Consider the following 15,264-nt stretch of genomic DNA (forward strand, 5'->3'; position numbering starts at 1 on the left):
CCTACCCATGGCCACTGTCTCGTTCAACAAGGCGACCCGCATCTACCCGGGCGGCGAGAAGCCCGCGGTCGACCAGCTCGAGCTCGAGGTCGCCGACGGCGAGTTCCTCGTCCTCGTCGGTCCCTCCGGCTGCGGCAAGTCCACCTCCCTGCGCATGCTCGCGGGTCTCGAGGACGTCAACGCCGGCTCGATCCACATCGGCGACCGCGACGTCACGCACCTGCCGCCGAAGGACCGGGACATCGCCATGGTGTTCCAGAACTACGCGCTGTACCCGCACATGACCGTCGCCGACAACATGGGCTTCGCGCTCAAGATCGCCGGCGTGCCGAAGGCCGAGATCCGCCAGAAGGTCGAGGACGCGGCCAAGATCCTGGACCTCACCGAGTACCTGGGCCGCAAGCCCAAGGCCCTCTCCGGTGGTCAGCGCCAGCGTGTGGCGATGGGCCGCGCGATCGTCCGTGAGCCGCAGGTCTTCCTCATGGACGAGCCGCTGTCGAACCTCGACGCCAAGCTCCGCGTCTCCACCCGTACGCAGATCGCCTCGCTCCAGCGCCGTCTGGGCATCACGACCGTGTACGTGACGCACGACCAGGTCGAGGCCATGACCATGGGCGACCGCGTCGCGGTCCTCAAGGACGGTCTGCTCCAGCAGGTCGACTCCCCGCGCAACATGTACGACCGCCCGGCCAACCTCTTCGTCGCCGGCTTCATCGGCTCCCCGGCCATGAACCTGGTCGAGGTCCCGATCACCGACGGCGGCGTGAAGTTCGGCAACTCGGTCGTGCCGGTCTCCCGCGAGGCCCTGTCGGCCGCCGCGGACAAGGGCGACCGCACCGTCACGGTGGGCGTCCGCCCCGAGCACTTCGACGTGGTCGAGCAGAACGGCGCCGCCGCCAAGTCCCTCTCCAAGGAGACCGAGGACGCCCCGGCCGGCCTGGCCGTCACCGTCAACGTGGTCGAGGAGCTCGGCGCCGACGGTTACGTCTACGGCTCCGCCGAGGTCGGCGGCGAGCACAAGGACCTCGTGGTCCGTGTGAACGGCCGCGCGGTCCCGGAGAAGGGCACCGTCCTGCACGTGGTCCCGCGCCCGGGCGAGACCCACGTCTTCTCCACCTCCTCCGGCGAGCGCCTCAGCGACTGACGCGCCCCCGCCCGGTCTCCCCGACGCACGGGAAGGGCCCCGCACCACACGGTGCGGGGCCCTTCCCGTACGCATACGCGAGGATCACCGCAGAGCGCCGGCTCACCCCACCGGAAAGTCGAAGTACGTTTCCGGATACGGCTCGTCCTCCAGCGTGTAGTGCCACCACTCGCAGGCGTACGCGCGGAACCCGGACGCCTCCATCACGGACCGCAGCCGCAGCCGGTGCCGCGCCGCTTCTTCGGCGATGCCCGGCGCCCCGTGGTGCGACACGGCGTCCATCAGGTCGTGGTCGCCGCCCATGGGGGCCAGCTCCCCGGTGGCCAGGTCGTACAGCGTCAGATCGACCGTGCTGCCCCTGCTGTGCCCGGACTTCTCGGCCACGTACCCCCGCGCGAACATCTCCGTCCGCTCGATCCGCGGATAGTGCCGCTCCTTGGTCAGCCCGTCCTCCGGCTGCCGCGACCACTCCAGGAAGCGGTCGACGGCGCGCTGCGGCCGGTAGCCGTCCCACAGCAGCAGCCCGAACCCGGACTCCGCGGCCTTGTCGCGCGCCCGCCCGAGCGCCGCGCACAACGCCCGTGTCCCGACGATGCGGTTGACCAGGTACCCGTCCACCGGCCGCCCGGTGAAGTTGTCCCAGGTGGCGTACTTGGCGTCCCAGCGGACCCCGGGCACCGCCTCGTCCACGTACACGAAATCCTCGTGCAGGACGGCCTCGCGCACCCCGCCTTCGAGGGGCCTCGCACTCACCGCACGCATCGCACTCACCGCAGCTTCCCGGTCAGCGCGAGGGACACCGTTCGGTCGATCACGTCGCCGAGCGAGAGGCCCGCGGCCGCCATCATCCGCGGATAGCGGCTGTACGAGGTCAGGCCGGGCAGCGTGTTCACCTCGTTCAGGACCACCTCGCCGTCCTCCTTCAGGAACAGGTCCACGCGAGCCAGGCCGCTGCACCCCAGCGCCCGGTACACCGCCGTCGCCGTGTCCCGTACGCGGGTGCGCAGCTCCTCGGGGATGTCGGCGGGCACGATGGCCACCGAGTTGTCCGAGCCGGTCTCGGGCCGCTCCTCCTGGTGGATCCGGAAGAAGCCGTGCGAGAGCGCGATCCGGTCCACCTCGCCGGTGATCAGCTCCCGCTCGCCGCCGAGCACCGCGCAGCCGATCTCGCTGCCGACGACGGCCTCCTCGATCAGGACCTTCCCGTCGTACTGCCGCGCCTCCTCCACCGCGGCCGCCAACTCTCCTGCTTCCGCGACCTTGTTGACGCCGAAGGAGGAGCCCGAGCGGGCCGGCTTCACGAACACCGGGTACGTGAACGCGGCCGGGTCCACGGTGTCGTCCAGGCCGACGATCCGGAACACCGGCGTCGCGATGCCCGCGTGCGCGGCGACGACATACGCCAGGGACTTGTCCATGCACAGCGCGGAACTCTGGATCCCGCAGCCCACGTACGGCAGGCCGGAGAGCTCCAGGAGCCCCTGCACCGCCCCGTCCTCGCCCTGCTTGCCGTGCAGCACGGGCAGCACCACGTCGAGGCCGACCGTCGCGTACCGCCCGTCCTCCTGCTCGACGAGGAGCCCGCCGGTGCCGCCGTCCGGCGAGAGCACGGCCGCCCTGGTCGCGCCCGCCTCCCAGTCGGGGCCCGGACCGTCGCACAGCCGCCAGGCGCCGTCCCGGGTGATCCCGATCCAATGCACCGCGTACTTCTCCGGATCGAGATGCTTCGCCACCTCCACCGCGGACTTCACGGACACGGGGTGCTCCTCGGAACGTCCGCCGAAGAGAATTCCGAGCTCAAGCCTGGACATACTGCTTCTCCCTTTCGAATGCGAGGCAGTTGGCGAGGGAGTTCTCGACGGTGTCCCTCAGTGCGTGGTCGGTGTAATAGGCGGTGTGCGGGGTGACGATCGCCTGCGGCATCTCCTGAAGCCGGAGAATGGCCTTGTTCTCGATGACGGAGTTCCGGCAGTCGGCGTAGAAGACCCCTTCCTCGCCTTCCACGACATCGAGCGCGGCGCCGCCCAACTGCCCGCTTTCCAGGGCCGATACGAGGGCTTCGGTGTCGATGAGGCCGCCGCGTCCCGTATTGACGACGAGGGCTCCGGATTTCATCCGCGCCAGGCGTTCCCGGTTCAGGAGGTGGTGCGTCTCCTCGGTCAGCGGCGCGTGCAGCGTCACGAGGTCGCTGGCGCGCAGCAGTTCGTCGAGACTCACGTAGGCCGCACCGGCCCCCGGCCTGCTGTCGTACGCGAGGATCCGGCAGCCGAACCCGCGCAGCCGCGCCATGACGGCCCTGCCGATCCGGCCCGTGCCGACCACGCCGACGGTCAGGTCGCGCAGCTCACGGCCCCGCCGCTCGCTCAGCCGGTAGTCGTGCAGATCGGTGCGGCGCACGGTGCTCTTCGCGTCGCGTACGGCCATCAGCATCAGCAGGAGCGTGTAATCGGCCACGCTGTCCGGCGAATAGGAGACATTGCCGACGGTGATGCCGATCTCGCGCGCGTACGCCACGTCGATGTGGTTGCAGCCGATGCTCCGCGTGGAGATGTACGAGACACCGGCCCGGCGCACCGCGTCGAGCGCCTCGCGGGACACCCGGGATTTGTGGCCGACGCTGATGCACCTGCTTCCTTCGGCCAGGCGGGCGTTGGCCGCGGAAAGGGGTTCCTCCGTGAGAGCCGCGAGGACACCGGATCCGGGAGCCAGTTCCCGGATGAGCGCCGCCTCGTCCGGCTCGCATCCGTACACGGTGATGCGGGACGGTTCGCTGTAGGTCATGCCTCAAGTCAAGAACGTCGCATGTTGTCGTGACGTATGGGCATTTCGATATGCCGGCGATATACGGGCCGGGCCATCAGCGTCGCCGCCGCATGTACAGATCGAAGGCCCGGTACACCAACGGCCGCAGTGGCAGGTCCCATTCGCCGACGTACCGCACCGCCTGGCCGCCGGTGCCGACCTTGAAGCGGATCAGGCCGACGTGGGGGTCCGCCGGGTCGAGCGCGGGCGTGATGCCGCGCAGGTCGTAGACGTCGCAGCCGGCCGCGAGCGCGTCGCGGACCATCGCCCACTGGCAGGCGTTGGAGCCGCGCACCTCGCGCTTGTGGCTGGAGGATGCGCCGTACGCGTACACCGCGTGGGCGCCGACGCGCACGAGGATCGTGGCCGCCACCAACTCGCCCTCGTGGCGGGCGAGATAGAGCCGGATGCGCTCGGGGTCCTCGGCGCTCAGGGCCGCGAACATCGTTTCGAAGTAGGGCAGCGGCCGGGGAGTGAAGCGGTCACGCTCGGCGGTGTGCACGTACAGGTCGTGGAACGCCTTGAGTTCCTCGCCGGGCCGCGCGGCCACCGTGACCTCGACGCCCTCCTTGGCCGCCTTCTTGATGTTGCGGCGCCACTGCTGGTTCATGCCCCGCAGCAGGTCCTCCTCGGTCCGGCCGGCCAGCGGCAGCTCGTACTTGAACTGCGGATGCCCGACCCCGAACCCGTCCTGCGGGTTCTGCGGCAGCCAGCCCGCTTCCCAGAGCCGGGCGGTCACGCGCGCGCCCACCGGATCGGCCCACCGCCCCGACAGGTCGGGCAGCCGCCGCACCGCCGGGTCCGCGATCCCCTCCTTGACCTGGTCCGCGCTCCAGGTGTCGGTGGGCACGGGCGGGCCCATCCGGATCGCGAACGCCCCGCGCTCCTTGAGATACGCGGCGAGCGGTGCGAGCCAGGCGTCGAGGTCGCCGGACCAGTCGATCACCGGGCCCTCGGGGAGATACGCGAGCGTGAACCGGTCGAGCCGCGGCACCGGGCGGTGCAGCACGAGCCCGGTGCCGATCAGCCGTGGGCCGTCGAACCAGCCGAGCGACTCCGCACGCCACTCGGCCTTGACCCGCCCCCACGCCGGCGTCTGCAGAAAGCTCACCGAGCGCCGGGTGCGCACGAACGCCAGGTGCTCCTCGGCACCGATCGGACGGACGGAGAGGCGCGCGGGCGTGCTGAAGGTCATCGGGCCAGTCAAGACGGCGCGGTGTTTCGGGCCCGTATGCGGAATTCGATACGCGGACGATACGCGCGCAGGGTTCGCGTGCCGTGCACTCTGCTGTGACAGCAGGCGTGACAACTGGCGTGACAGCGGCCAAAAGTCGCCAAATCCCCTGGAACCCCGGGCATTTCACCCCGCAGCGTCAACACGGTATTCGAAAGACGGGCTCGAACCATCCCTCGTTCCGGTGACCAAATGTCGCCAAATCATCACTCGCCGCTACGCTCGCTCGCGTGACGCACTCCTACTCCCACACCCCCCGGCGGCACCGGCAGGGCCCGGCCCGCCGCATCGGCCGCACCCTCGCCCTCGTGCTCCCCGTGGTCCTGGTGCTCTCCGGCACGCTCGCGGTGGCAAGCGTCAACTGGTCGGGCACCACGCCTTCGACGCTCACCACGGCCTCCGAGAACATCTCCAAGCCCGCCAAGTCCCGTGCCCCGCAGGACCTTCTGCGCGACGCGCTCCTGGTCGAACTCCAGGAGAAGGACCCGGGCATCGCGCTGACCCACCTCCAGCAGGAGGTCGACCGGCGCCCCTCGCTCGCCAAGCACTGTGTCTCGATCGCCCGCGCGCTCGGCCGCGCCGCCGTCGAGCACTACGGTCCGGCGCGCGCCCAGTCGTTCTCGCGCCCGGTCTGCGACACGGCGTTCGCGGCGGGCGTGGCGGAGTCGGCCTGAGCGCTGCCCGTCCCACCTGCCGGGCGGCCCGATACGGATCGGGCGCGTATCCCCGCATAGGGTGCGGCCATGACCACGACCGCACCCAGCGCGACCCCGACCCAGGCCGTCGTTCTCGCCGGCGGCCAGGGCTCGCGCCTCCGCCCGTACACCGACGACCGGCCCAAGCCGATGGTCGAGATCCCCGGCACGGGGACCCCGATCATCGGCCATCAGCTTTCCTGGCTCGCGGAGGAAGGTGTCACGGACGCCGTCGTCTCCTGCGGACACCTCGCCGAGGTGCTCCAGGACTGGCTCGACTCCGCCGACCTGCCGCTGAACGTGACGACGGTCGTCGAGAAGGAGCCGCTCGGCCGCGGCGGCGGCCTCAAGTTCGCCGCCGCGCACCTGCCGCACCCGGACCGGGCCTGGTACGCCACCAACGGCGACATCTGGACCCGGTTCTCGCTGCGTGAGATGGCGGCCTTCCACACGGAGCGCGGCGCGACCGCGACGCTGGCGCTGGCCCGCCCCCGCATCCCGTGGGGCGCCGTGGAGACCGACTCCTTCGGTCACATCACGGACTTCATCGAGTCGCCGCCGACCTCGTACGAGATCAACGCGGGCGTCTATGTCTTCGCCCCCGAGTTCGCCGGGCTCCTGCCGGACGTGGGCGACCATGAGCGCGCCACGTTCCCGCAGCTGGCCCGTGCGCGCCGGCTCGCCGGGTTCCCGATCCCGCAGGGCGCGTACTGGCGCGCCATCGACACGGCGAAGGACCTCACGGAGGCGGCGAAGGAACTGGCCGCTCTGAAGCGCTGAGACCTTCTCTTACGGGGGTACGGGGCACCCTCGCCCACCGTCTCACCGAAGCGGACGGGCCCGGCGCGGCCCCGTGGCGGGGTTGGGTGCTGCTGGGGCTCCGCCTCCCCGCACCCTGCTCCGCCGCTCCGCGGCGGGGTGAGGACCATGGTGGGGGCTCCGCCCCCACCACCCCCGCCACGGGGCTCCGCCCCGATACCCCGGCCGCGCGCCCCCGCAGAACAGGTGCCCTGCTCCCCACGCACCCCGCTCCGCCGCTCCGCGGCGGGGACCGAGGAAGCGCTGGGGCTCCGCCCCACCACCTCCCGTCACGGGGCTCCGCCCCGATACCCCGGCCGCGCACCCCGGTCCGCACGAGCCCCGGACACGCACCCCGGCCCATACGAGCCCCGGACACGCACCCCGGCCCATACGAGCCCCGGACACGCACCCCGGCCCACACGAGCCCCGGACACGCACCCCGGCCCATACGAGCCCCGGACACGCACCCCGGTCCGCACGAGCCCCCGCCCCACCCGTACAGGCCCCCACACGCAATAGGGCCCGGCACACATCCGTGTGCCGGGCCCTGCTGTGTGCCGGGGTGGTCAGCCGAGGAGGCCGCCGATCAGGCCCGGTTGTTGGCCGTCTCCCGAGCCGCCGCCTGAGCCGCCGTTCGAACCGCCGCCGGTGCTGTCGCCCGTGCCCGGGTCGCCCGTGGAGCCGCCGTCGGAGCCGCCCGTGGGGCCGCCGCTGCTTGCGGGCGGCGGAGGGGCCGACTGCTGGGGCGGGGCCTGGCCCGTGCCCGCGGTCTCGCTGGGGCGGCCCGCGCCCGTCGAGGTGGACTCGGGCGCCGTGCCCGGGTCCGTGGCCGACTGCGACGGGGGCGAGGAAGTGGCGCCCTGCGTCGGCGAGTTGGAAGCCGACGGGCTGCTGTCACCGCGCCGCTCCTTGGACTGGCTCGGCAGCGGCGAGCCGGGCAGCTCGTTGCGCGGCGGCTGGCCCGGACCCGGCACCGTGACCGTCTGCGTGCTGCGCACCGCACCGCCGAGCAGCGCGCCGATGAGCAGCGTGGCACCGACGACGAACGTGCCGATGAGCGCCCCGCGGCGCAGCACCCGGCGGCGCAGCTCCCACAGTTCGGAGCGCGGGCCGAGCGTGCGCCAGGCCTCGCTCGCAAGGCGCCCGTCCACCGAGTACACCGGCGCACCCGCGATGATCAGCGGCGACCAGGCGGCCAGGTAGATGATGTCCGGCGCGTCGTAGGCCGGGACCGTCTTCCAGCTGACCGTGACGAGGAGCGCGGCCGAGAGCAGCGCGCCGATGACGGCCGCCACCCGCTGCCACAGACCGAGCACCGTCAGGACACCGACGATCACCTGAAGGAACGCGATGACCAGACCGGCACCGACCGGGTGCTGGAGCGCGAAGTCCCGCAGCGGCTCGGCCAGCGGCCACGGGTGCAGCGAGTTGAGCCACTTGACCATGGACCCGCGCTCGCCGCCGTCGAAGTAGACGGGGTCGCAGAGCTTGCCCATGCCGGCGTAGATGGAGATGAAGCCGAGGAAGATGCGCAGCGGCAGCAGGACCACACCGAGGTTGAGACGGCGGCCCGGGTAGTACGCGTGCCGGACCGGGTCCGCACCGTGGCGCCGGGGCGCGGTCTCCTCGCCGTCCTCGTCGAACTCGTCGTCCTCGTAAGGCGGTTGCGCCGCTCCGGGCCCGCCCTCCTCGGAGCGGAACAGCCCGTCGTACGCGCTGTCGAAGGCCGAGACCGTCGGGATGAGCCGCGTCTCGTCGCCCTCGGGCTCGCGCGGCCCGACCACCTGCGGCGTCTCGACGGTGGCATCGGGATCGAACCCGCCGTCCGTGCCGATCCGCGGGATGACCTGCGTGGCCGCACCGTCGCCGAACTCCTCGGCGCCGTGCCGCACTTCGCTCTTGCGGGCCGCCTGGAGCAGTCCGGTGGCCGCGAGATCGCCGGGCTCGCTCTTGCCGCTCCACACGACGGGGGCGCGCCGCCGCACGACGGAGGCGCCGGCGGCCGCGGGGATCAGGCCGGCGACGGCGGCGCCGCGCGCGGCGATCCGCGGGGACCGGGGCAGTTTCGCGGCAGGCAGCTGCACGCGGAAGCTCGCGTGATTGACGATGACCTGCGCCGGGTCGCACGGCACCTTCACCATGCTCAGCGCGGGAGTGTCGTCGAATCCCGAGCGGGGTGTTCTGGTGTCCACACTCATCTAACCGAGTGACGTCACCTTAGGACACTGCCTTGACCGTGCGGATCTGTCCGGGACCGGTCAAGATCCTTCCCCGCCCGCCCCGCACGGGCGGTCCCAAGTCCGCTGTCCGCAGCGCGAGATGACGTTGCCGTCGGCCGTTCGCAGCGTGAGATGACGTCGCCGCCGTCCGTTCGCCGTCCGCAGCGTGAGATGGCGTTGCCGACGGCCCGCGCTCCGTGCCAGCATCCCCGCCATGCTGCGTCAGCTCATTATCGGCTGCGGCGTGCCGGCACCGAGGTGACCGGGAGGCGACCCCTCCCAGGACCTCACCGCCCGCACGCAGACCTCTCGCATTCCGCGAGGGGTCTTTTTGTTTCCCCGCTTCGTCCACCCCGCACGAGGAGCACCATGACCCCCGCACCCCTCCCGGCCGCCCGCCTCACCGTGACCCTCCGCGACACCCGCGAAGGGCTCGGCCGGGTCGTCAGCACCCTGCGGTCCGTGCCGGTGCGCGAGCTGACGTACAAGGTCGCCGCGGACGCCCGCGCCGTCGCCGAGATCGTGCTCGCGCCCGCCGACGCCCCGCGCGCCCGCCACCGCCTGAACCGCATGGTGGACGTGCTCGCCGTCACGGAGTCGGCCGCGCCCACCCCGTGACCGCGCGGGCCGGTGCGGCGGCCGGGCTCAGGACCGGCGCCGCGCCGCCTCGTACAGCACGACGCCCGCCGCCACACCGGCGTTCAGGGACTCCGCGCCACCCGGCATCGGGATCCGGACGAGGAAGTCGCAGGTCTCGCCGACCAGGCGGGACAGGCCCTTGCCCTCGCTGCCGACCACGATGACGACCGGGCCCTCGAGCGCCTCCAGGTCACCGACCTCGTGCTCGCCGTCGGCCGAGAGACCGACGACCACGAGACCGGCCTTCTGGTACGACTCCAGGGCGCGGGTCAGGTTGGTGGCGCGGGCCACGGGCGTACGGGCCGCCGTACCGGCCGAGGTCTTCCACGCGCCGGCCGTCATACCGGCCGCGCGCCGCTCGGGCACGACCACACCGTGGCCGCCGAAGGCCGACACGGAACGGACGACGGCACCGAGGTTGCGCGGGTCCGTGACGCCGTCGAGCGCCACGATCAGCGGCTCCTCGCCTTCGTCGAAGGCGGCGGCGGCCAGGTCCTCGGGGTGCGCGTACTCGTACGGCGGGACCTGGAGCACCAGGCCCTGGTGGTTGAGCCCGTTGGTCATGCGGTCGAGCTCGACGCGCGGCGCCTCCATGAGGTTGATGCCGCCGCGCTCCTGCGCGAGGTGCAGGGCCTCGCGGACGCGCTCGTCGTTGTCGATGAACTGCTGCACGTACAGCGTCGAGGCGGGCACGCCGTCGCGCAGCGCCTCGAACACCGGGTTGCGCCCGACGACCATCTCCGACTGGCCCTTGCCGCCGCGGCGGGCGACGGGCCGGCGGGCGGCGGCCTTCTTCTTGGCGTTGGCCATCTTGTAGGCCTTGTGGTTCTTGCGCATCTCGGCGGGCGGCGTGGGGCCCTTGCCCTCGAGTCCGCGGCGCCGCTTGCCACCGCTGCCGACCGTCGCACCCTTCTTGTTGCTGGTGCGGCGGTTCCTGCGCTGGCTGTTCCCGGCCATGACCTACCTGTTTCTGCGTCTGAAGCGCTTCGAAAGCCTCCGAAGCGTGCGTACGTACGTATATGAAGTGTGCCGCCCGGAGCACCGGGCGGCACATCAGTGATCCCTAGCGGGGACCGAGCGTCCAGCGCGGCCCGTCCGGCGAGTCCTCGATGACCAGGCCCGACTGCTGCAACTGGTCGCGGATCGCGTCCGCGGCCGGCCAGTCCTTGCGGGCCCGCGCGGCCTCGCGCTGCTGGAGCACGAGGCGTACGAGGGTGTCGACCACGCCGTGCAGGTCCTCACCGCGGTCGCCCTCGCCGGCCCAGTGCGGGTCGAGGGGGTCGAGGCCGAGGACGCCGAGCATGGCGCGCACCTCGGCGAGCCGTGCGATGGCGGCTTCCTTGTCGTCCGCGGCAAGCGCGCTGTTGCCCTGCCGGACCGTGGTGTGTACGACGGCGAGCGCCTGCGGCACCCCGAGGTCGTCGTCCATGGCCTCGGCGAACGCGAGCGGCACCTCGGCGGCCGGCTCGACCGGACCCCCGGCCTTCTCGACCACGCGCTGCACGAAGCCCTCGATCCGCGCGAACGCGGACTCGGCCTCGCGCAGGGCCTCCTCGCTGTACTCGATCATCGAGCGGTAGTGCGGGGTGCCGAGGTAGTAGCGGAGCACGATCGGCCGCCAGGCCTTCGTCATCTCACTCACGAGCACCGAGTTGCCCAGCGACTTCGACATCTTCTCGTTCGCCATGGTCACCCAGGCGTTGTGCAGCCAGTAGCGCGCGAACTCGTCCCCGTACGCCTTGGCCTGAGCGATCTCGTTCTCGTGGTGCGGGAAGATCAGATCGAGTCCGCCGCCGTGGATGTCGAAGGCGGTGCCCAGGTACTTGTGGGCCATCGCCGAGCACTCCAGGTGCCAGCCCGGACGGCCGCGGCCCCAGGGCGTCTCCCAGCTGGGCTCGCCCGGCTTCGCGGCCTTCCACATGGCGAAGTCGCGCGGGTCCCGCTTGCCGGTCTCGCCCTCACCCGACGGCTGGAGCAGGTTGTCCAGCTCCTGGTTGGACAGCTCCAGATAACCGTCGTACGAGCGCACGTCGAAGTAGACGTTGCCGTCGGCCTCGTACGCGTGACCGCGCTCGATGAGGCCGCGCATCATCTCGACCATCTCGGTGATGTGGCCGGTCGCGCGCGGCTCGTACGTGGGCGGCAGGCAGCCGAGGGCGTGGTAGCCGTCGTTGAACGCCCGCTCGTTCTCGTACCCGATCGACCACCACGGCCGGCCCTGCTCGGCCGACTTGGCGATGATCTTGTCGTCGATGTCCGTGACATTGCGGATGAAGGTCACGTCGTAGCCGCGGTACGTGAACCAGCGGCGCAGGATGTCGAAGTTGAGCCCCGACCTGATGTGCCCGATGTGCGGGGCGGCCTGCACGGTCGCGCCACACAGGTAGATCGAGACGCAGCCCGGCGTGAGCGGGGTGAAGTCACGGATCTGCCGGGCGCTGGTGTCGTACAGGCGAATAGTCACGACATCAAGGGTAGTGGGCGCCGGGCAGTGCCCCGCGCCCGTTCGGGACCGCGGGACGAACTTGTGATACGCGCTGCCCCGCAGGGCGGCCGGCTCGGGGCGGCCGCCCGTGGCGGAGCGTCTCAGATACGGCCGATGACCTTGCGCGGCGTGACGCGGACGACCACGCGCGGGGCGTCCTGGGCGGCCGCCGCGTTGAACTCGGCGTACTTCTTGCCGACGTACTTCATGGCCAGTTCGTCGATGAGCTCCTGGCCGCCCTCTTCGGTCATCTCGGCGGAGCCGCGGATCTCGGCGTAGGTGTACGGGGCGTCGAAGGGCTGCACGACGATGCTGAGCCGCGGGTCACGGCGCAGGTTCTTCTCCTTCTGCCGCCCGAGCGTGGTGGAGAAGAGGATGTCGTCCCCGTCCCGCTTCACCCACACCGGCGACACCTGCGGGCTGCCGTCGGGCTGGATGGTGGCCACGGTGATGAAGACGGGGGTGTCGAGCAGGGCCTTGAGCTCGTCGGAGAGCTGGGCGGACATGGGGGCCTCCGGTGGGGCTGGTGTTCGTTGTTTACTTCGCAACGACTACCCCAACCGGGAGGTCCGCATCCAGGTCCCGCGCCGAGGCGGCCCTCAGACCCGCACGACCAACGCCGTGGCGATCGCCGCCAGGCCCTCGCCCCGGCCCGTGAACCCGAGGCCGTCCGAGGTGGCCGCCGACAGTGCGACCGGTGCGCCCGCCGCCGCGGACAGGACCTTCTGCGCCTCGTCGCGGCGCTTGCCGATCTTCGGGCGCAGGCCCACGACCTGGACGGCGATGTTGCCGATCTCGAAACCCGCCGCCCGCACGATCCGCGCCGCCTCCGTCAGGAGCGTGACGCCCGAGGCGCCGGACCACTCGGGGCGACCGGTACCGAAGTGCTGCCCGAGGTCGCCGAGTCCGGCCGCCGAGAACAGCGCGTTGCACGCGGCGTGCGCCACGACGTCCGCGTCGCTGTGGCCCTCCAGCCCCGGCCCGGAGTCCTCCCACTTCAGCCCGCCGAGCCACAGCTCACGGCTCTCGTCCGCCGAGAACGCGTGGATGTCCGTGCCGATCCCCACCTGGGGCAGCCGGAACTGCGCCCCCGCCTGCGCCTGCATCTCAGAAGCCATCGTTCTTCCTCCTGCGCGCGAGCACGGCCTCGGCGAGCACCAGATCCAGCGGACGCGTCACCTTGAACGCCTCCTCGTGCCCGGGCACGACCACGACGGGCAGCCCGAGCTGCTCGACCATGGAGGCGTCGTCGGTCACGTTGTCCGTGACGGTCTCATGGGCCCGTACGAGGGTGGCGCGCTCGAAGCCCTGCGGGGTCTGCACCGCCCGCAGCCGGGCCCGCTGCGGGGTGGCCACGACGGGCTCGGGTCCCTCGGCGGCCGGCTCGACCTCCTTGACGGTGTCGGCCAGCGGCAGCGCGGGCACGACGGCGACGGCCCCGTCCCGTACGGCCTCGATCACCGCGTCCACGGTGTCCACCGGCACGAGCGGGCGGGCCGCGTCGTGCACCAGGACCGTGTCGTAGCCGGGCGGCAGGGCGTCCAGGCCGGCCTTCACCGAGTCCTGGCGGTTCTCGCCGCCGGGCACGACGAGGAAGTCGGTGCGCTCGGGCAGCGTGTGCGCGTCGAGCAGGGCCTTGACCTCGGCGGTTCCGTCCGCGGGCGCGACCACGACGACCAGCGAGACGGCGCGCGACGCGGCCATGGCGCGGACGGCGTGGACGAGCATCGGCGTACCGCCGAGCGTGCGCAGCGCCTTCGGGGCGCCGGGACCGAGGCGCACCCCTCGGCCGGCCGCGGGAATGACCGCCGCGGTGCGCGCTCCGGCGGCGCCGGGCGCGGTCTGGGGGGCTTGAGTCGTTTCGTCTGACATCAGGTCCGCGTTCAGGTTTGTGTCCTCGGGGGACATGGGTATGGCCTCACCGTGCCGGGCGCGACGCCTTGACCGCGACCCCTTCCGTGACACGCGGTCGAGCACCCTGGGCGCCAGTGCCCGGGCCCGGCACACATCGCATGGCGGGGCATCAGCAGAACGGGTTCGGCGTCAGCCTGCCCGCGCGGCCTCCGCGACGGGTCGTACGGCTTCAGGGACCGTACGGCGGCCGGCGAGGAGCGCCGACAAGCATGCCGCAGTGCCCGGCGGCTCGGTCTGGGACCGGCCAGCGGGCACCGCGGCATCATTGTGCAGGTCGCAGCATGCTCACGACCTGTGGGGGCGATCGGCGATCCCCCCGACTCTTCGCGTCAGGACGCGAGGACCTCGTCGAGGAGAGCCTCGGCCTTGTCCTCATTGGTGTTCTCCGCGAGCGCGAGCTCGCTCACCAGGATCTGGCGCGCCTTGGCGAGCATGCGCTTCTCGCCGGCCGACAGACCGCGCTCACGCTCACGACGCCACAGGTCGCGCACGACCTCGGCGACCTTGATGACATCGCCGGAGGCGAGCTTCTCAAGATTTGCCTTGTAACGCCGCGACCAGTTGGTGGGCTCTTCGGCATACGGTGCACGCAGCACCTCGAAGACGCGGTCAAGGCCGTCCTGACCGACTACGTCGCGCACGCCGACGAACTCCGCATTGTCCGCTGGCACACGAACAGTCAAGTCGCCCTGGGCGACCTTCAGCACCAAGTAGGTCTTGTCCACGCCTTTGATCTGGCGAGTTTCGATGGCCTCGATCAGCGCGGCCCCGTGATGGGGATAGACCACGGTGTCGCCAACCTTGAACGTCATGTGACAGGTACCCCTTCCGTGGCTATCCAGGGTAACACGAGAACGGCGTGTTCTGAATGGCGTTTTCGCAGGTCAGGGCATATCTCGGGGCTTGACAACAGCAACAGGAACGTGCTGCGAGGCCTTTGCGGAGGCAGGTATTCGCAGGTCGGAGCGGCTCTTCAGGGAAGCCGAAACACGTACGTCACAGAGCTCCGGCGGTCGCCGCAAGGGGTCGAACGTCCCGGTTTGCGCCCTTCCAGGCGGCCGCCTTCCGCTACTCCGTTCGATGACGGGAGAGGCGTACGAGGCAAGTGTGACGCGTTGTGCGAAGCGGCCGGATCCGATTGCGGTCGGCATGTGCACGGGCAATCAGAAATTGATCATTGAGCCGCACGACTGGGGTCCCGAGTGACTACTGATGCGTAACGCGTGATCAATTCCGGCGGACTCCCGGAGCCGCTTCCGGCGCCCCGTATTCGTTACCGGAGAATTCGCTTCGCCGCATGTGTGGCGCCTATGTGAAATCCGAACTAAATG

15 protein-coding genes are annotated in these 15,264 nt (G+C 71.2%); 4 read left to right on the plus strand and 11 right to left on the minus strand.

What is annotated here, in order from left to right:
• The first annotated feature begins 7 nt into the window (after positions 1-7).
• Positions 8-1,144, plus strand: a complete 1,137-nt coding sequence (locus tag BLT97_RS31110) for an ABC transporter ATP-binding protein (RefSeq protein WP_093616227.1) — start codon at positions 8-10, stop codon at positions 1,142-1,144.
• A 102-nt stretch (positions 1,145-1,246) separates the two neighbouring features.
• Here the strand turns inward: BLT97_RS31110 and vanX are convergent, their stop codons facing one another.
• From vanX to BLT97_RS31130, 4 genes are all read right to left on the minus strand, one after another.
• Positions 1,247-1,855 carry a D-Ala-D-Ala dipeptidase VanX gene (gene vanX, locus BLT97_RS31115; protein ID WP_093616459.1) on the minus strand — a complete coding sequence of 203 codons (609 nt, stop codon included), beginning with the start codon at positions 1,853-1,855 and terminating at the stop codon, positions 1,247-1,249.
• A gap of 56 nt (positions 1,856-1,911) precedes the next feature.
• Positions 1,912-2,955 carry a D-alanine--(R)-lactate ligase gene (gene vanA, locus BLT97_RS31120; protein ID WP_093616229.1) on the minus strand — a complete coding sequence of 348 codons (1,044 nt, stop codon included), beginning with the start codon at positions 2,953-2,955 and terminating at the stop codon, positions 1,912-1,914.
• Positions 2,942-3,925, minus strand: coding sequence for a D-isomer specific 2-hydroxyacid dehydrogenase family protein (locus BLT97_RS31125; protein ID WP_093616231.1), 984 nt, complete (start codon positions 3,923-3,925; stop codon positions 2,942-2,944). Before BLT97_RS31125 ends, vanA begins: the two co-directional genes overlap by 14 nt.
• A 76-nt stretch (positions 3,926-4,001) precedes the next feature.
• On the minus strand, positions 4,002-5,141 hold the full coding sequence (locus BLT97_RS31130; protein ID WP_093616233.1) for a lipid II:glycine glycyltransferase FemX: 1,140 nt from the start codon (positions 5,139-5,141) through the stop codon (positions 4,002-4,004).
• A 269-nt stretch (positions 5,142-5,410) separates the two neighbouring features.
• On the opposite strand from BLT97_RS31130, the gene BLT97_RS31135 reads away from it, so the two are divergent.
• Both BLT97_RS31135 and BLT97_RS31140 read left to right on the plus strand, forming a co-directional pair.
• Positions 5,411-5,854 (plus strand): hypothetical protein, encoded by a 444-nt coding sequence (locus BLT97_RS31135; RefSeq protein ID WP_093616235.1) that lies wholly within the window; start codon positions 5,411-5,413, stop codon positions 5,852-5,854.
• 69 nt (positions 5,855-5,923) lie between these two features.
• On the plus strand, positions 5,924-6,655 hold the full coding sequence (locus BLT97_RS31140) for a nucleotidyltransferase family protein (protein ID WP_093616237.1): 732 nt from the start codon (positions 5,924-5,926) through the stop codon (positions 6,653-6,655).
• Positions 6,656-7,242: 587 nt separating this feature from the next.
• On the opposite strand, the gene BLT97_RS31145 is transcribed toward BLT97_RS31140, so the two are convergent.
• Positions 7,243-8,874, minus strand: a complete 1,632-nt coding sequence (locus BLT97_RS31145; RefSeq protein ID WP_093616239.1) for a DoxX family protein — start codon at positions 8,872-8,874, stop codon at positions 7,243-7,245.
• 390 nt (positions 8,875-9,264) lie between these two features.
• Between BLT97_RS31145 and BLT97_RS31150 the strand changes: the two genes are divergently transcribed.
• Positions 9,265-9,513: a hypothetical protein gene (locus tag BLT97_RS31150; RefSeq protein ID WP_093616241.1), complete on the plus strand. Its 249-nt coding sequence runs from the start codon at positions 9,265-9,267 to the stop codon at positions 9,511-9,513.
• A 27-nt stretch (positions 9,514-9,540) separates the two neighbouring features.
• Here the strand turns inward: BLT97_RS31150 and rlmB are convergent, their stop codons facing one another.
• From rlmB to BLT97_RS31180, 6 genes are all read right to left on the minus strand, one after another.
• Positions 9,541-10,491 carry a 23S rRNA (guanosine(2251)-2'-O)-methyltransferase RlmB gene (gene rlmB, locus BLT97_RS31155; RefSeq protein WP_093616243.1) on the minus strand — a complete coding sequence of 317 codons (951 nt, stop codon included), beginning with the start codon at positions 10,489-10,491 and terminating at the stop codon, positions 9,541-9,543.
• Between the two features lie 106 nt (positions 10,492-10,597).
• A complete protein-coding gene (gene cysS / locus BLT97_RS31160; RefSeq protein WP_093616245.1) occupies positions 10,598-11,998 on the minus strand; it encodes a cysteine--tRNA ligase in 1,401 nt (466 codons plus the stop codon).
• Positions 11,999-12,120: 122 nt separating this feature from the next.
• Positions 12,121-12,525: a PPOX class F420-dependent oxidoreductase gene (locus tag BLT97_RS31165; RefSeq protein ID WP_093616247.1), complete on the minus strand. Its 405-nt coding sequence runs from the start codon at positions 12,523-12,525 to the stop codon at positions 12,121-12,123.
• Between the two features lie 93 nt (positions 12,526-12,618).
• On the minus strand, positions 12,619-13,137 hold the full coding sequence (ispF, locus tag BLT97_RS31170; protein WP_093616249.1) for a 2-C-methyl-D-erythritol 2,4-cyclodiphosphate synthase: 519 nt from the start codon (positions 13,135-13,137) through the stop codon (positions 12,619-12,621).
• On the minus strand, positions 13,127-13,891 hold the full coding sequence (gene ispD / locus BLT97_RS31175) for a 2-C-methyl-D-erythritol 4-phosphate cytidylyltransferase (RefSeq protein WP_093616461.1): 765 nt from the start codon (positions 13,889-13,891) through the stop codon (positions 13,127-13,129). Before ispD ends, ispF begins: the two co-directional genes overlap by 11 nt.
• Before the next feature lie 371 nt (positions 13,892-14,262).
• On the minus strand, positions 14,263-14,745 hold the full coding sequence (locus tag BLT97_RS31180; protein WP_003953493.1) for a CarD family transcriptional regulator: 483 nt from the start codon (positions 14,743-14,745) through the stop codon (positions 14,263-14,265).
• Positions 14,746-15,264 lie beyond the last annotated feature (519 nt).

Source organism: Streptomyces indicus (assembly GCF_900100315.1).
Lineage (GTDB): Bacteria > Actinomycetota > Actinomycetes > Streptomycetales > Streptomycetaceae > Streptomyces > Streptomyces indicus.

Excerpts from the sequence above, each read along its gene's own strand:
- BLT97_RS31110 (WP_093616227.1), top strand. The coding sequence starts at position 8 with ATGGCCACTGTCTCGTTCAACAAGGCGACCCGCATCTACCCGGGCGGC.
- vanA (WP_093616229.1), bottom strand. The coding sequence starts at position 2,955 with ATGTCCAGGCTTGAGCTCGGAATTCTCTTCGGCGGACGTTCCGAGGAG.
- BLT97_RS31125 (WP_093616231.1), bottom strand. The coding sequence starts at position 3,925 with ATGACCTACAGCGAACCGTCCCGCATCACCGTGTACGGATGCGAGCCG.
- BLT97_RS31130 (WP_093616233.1), bottom strand. The coding sequence starts at position 5,141 with ATGACCTTCAGCACGCCCGCGCGCCTCTCCGTCCGTCCGATCGGTGCC.
- BLT97_RS31140 (WP_093616237.1), top strand. The coding sequence starts at position 5,924 with ATGACCACGACCGCACCCAGCGCGACCCCGACCCAGGCCGTCGTTCTC.
- BLT97_RS31145 (WP_093616239.1), bottom strand. The coding sequence starts at position 8,874 with ATGAGTGTGGACACCAGAACACCCCGCTCGGGATTCGACGACACTCCC.
- BLT97_RS31150 (WP_093616241.1), top strand. The coding sequence starts at position 9,265 with ATGACCCCCGCACCCCTCCCGGCCGCCCGCCTCACCGTGACCCTCCGC.
- rlmB (WP_093616243.1), bottom strand. The coding sequence starts at position 10,491 with ATGGCCGGGAACAGCCAGCGCAGGAACCGCCGCACCAGCAACAAGAAG.
- BLT97_RS31165 (WP_093616247.1), bottom strand. The coding sequence starts at position 12,525 with ATGTCCGCCCAGCTCTCCGACGAGCTCAAGGCCCTGCTCGACACCCCC.
- ispF (WP_093616249.1), bottom strand. The coding sequence starts at position 13,137 with ATGGCTTCTGAGATGCAGGCGCAGGCGGGGGCGCAGTTCCGGCTGCCC.
- ispD (WP_093616461.1), bottom strand. The coding sequence starts at position 13,891 with ATGTCAGACGAAACGACTCAAGCCCCCCAGACCGCGCCCGGCGCCGCC.
- BLT97_RS31180 (WP_003953493.1), bottom strand. The coding sequence starts at position 14,745 with ATGACGTTCAAGGTTGGCGACACCGTGGTCTATCCCCATCACGGGGCC.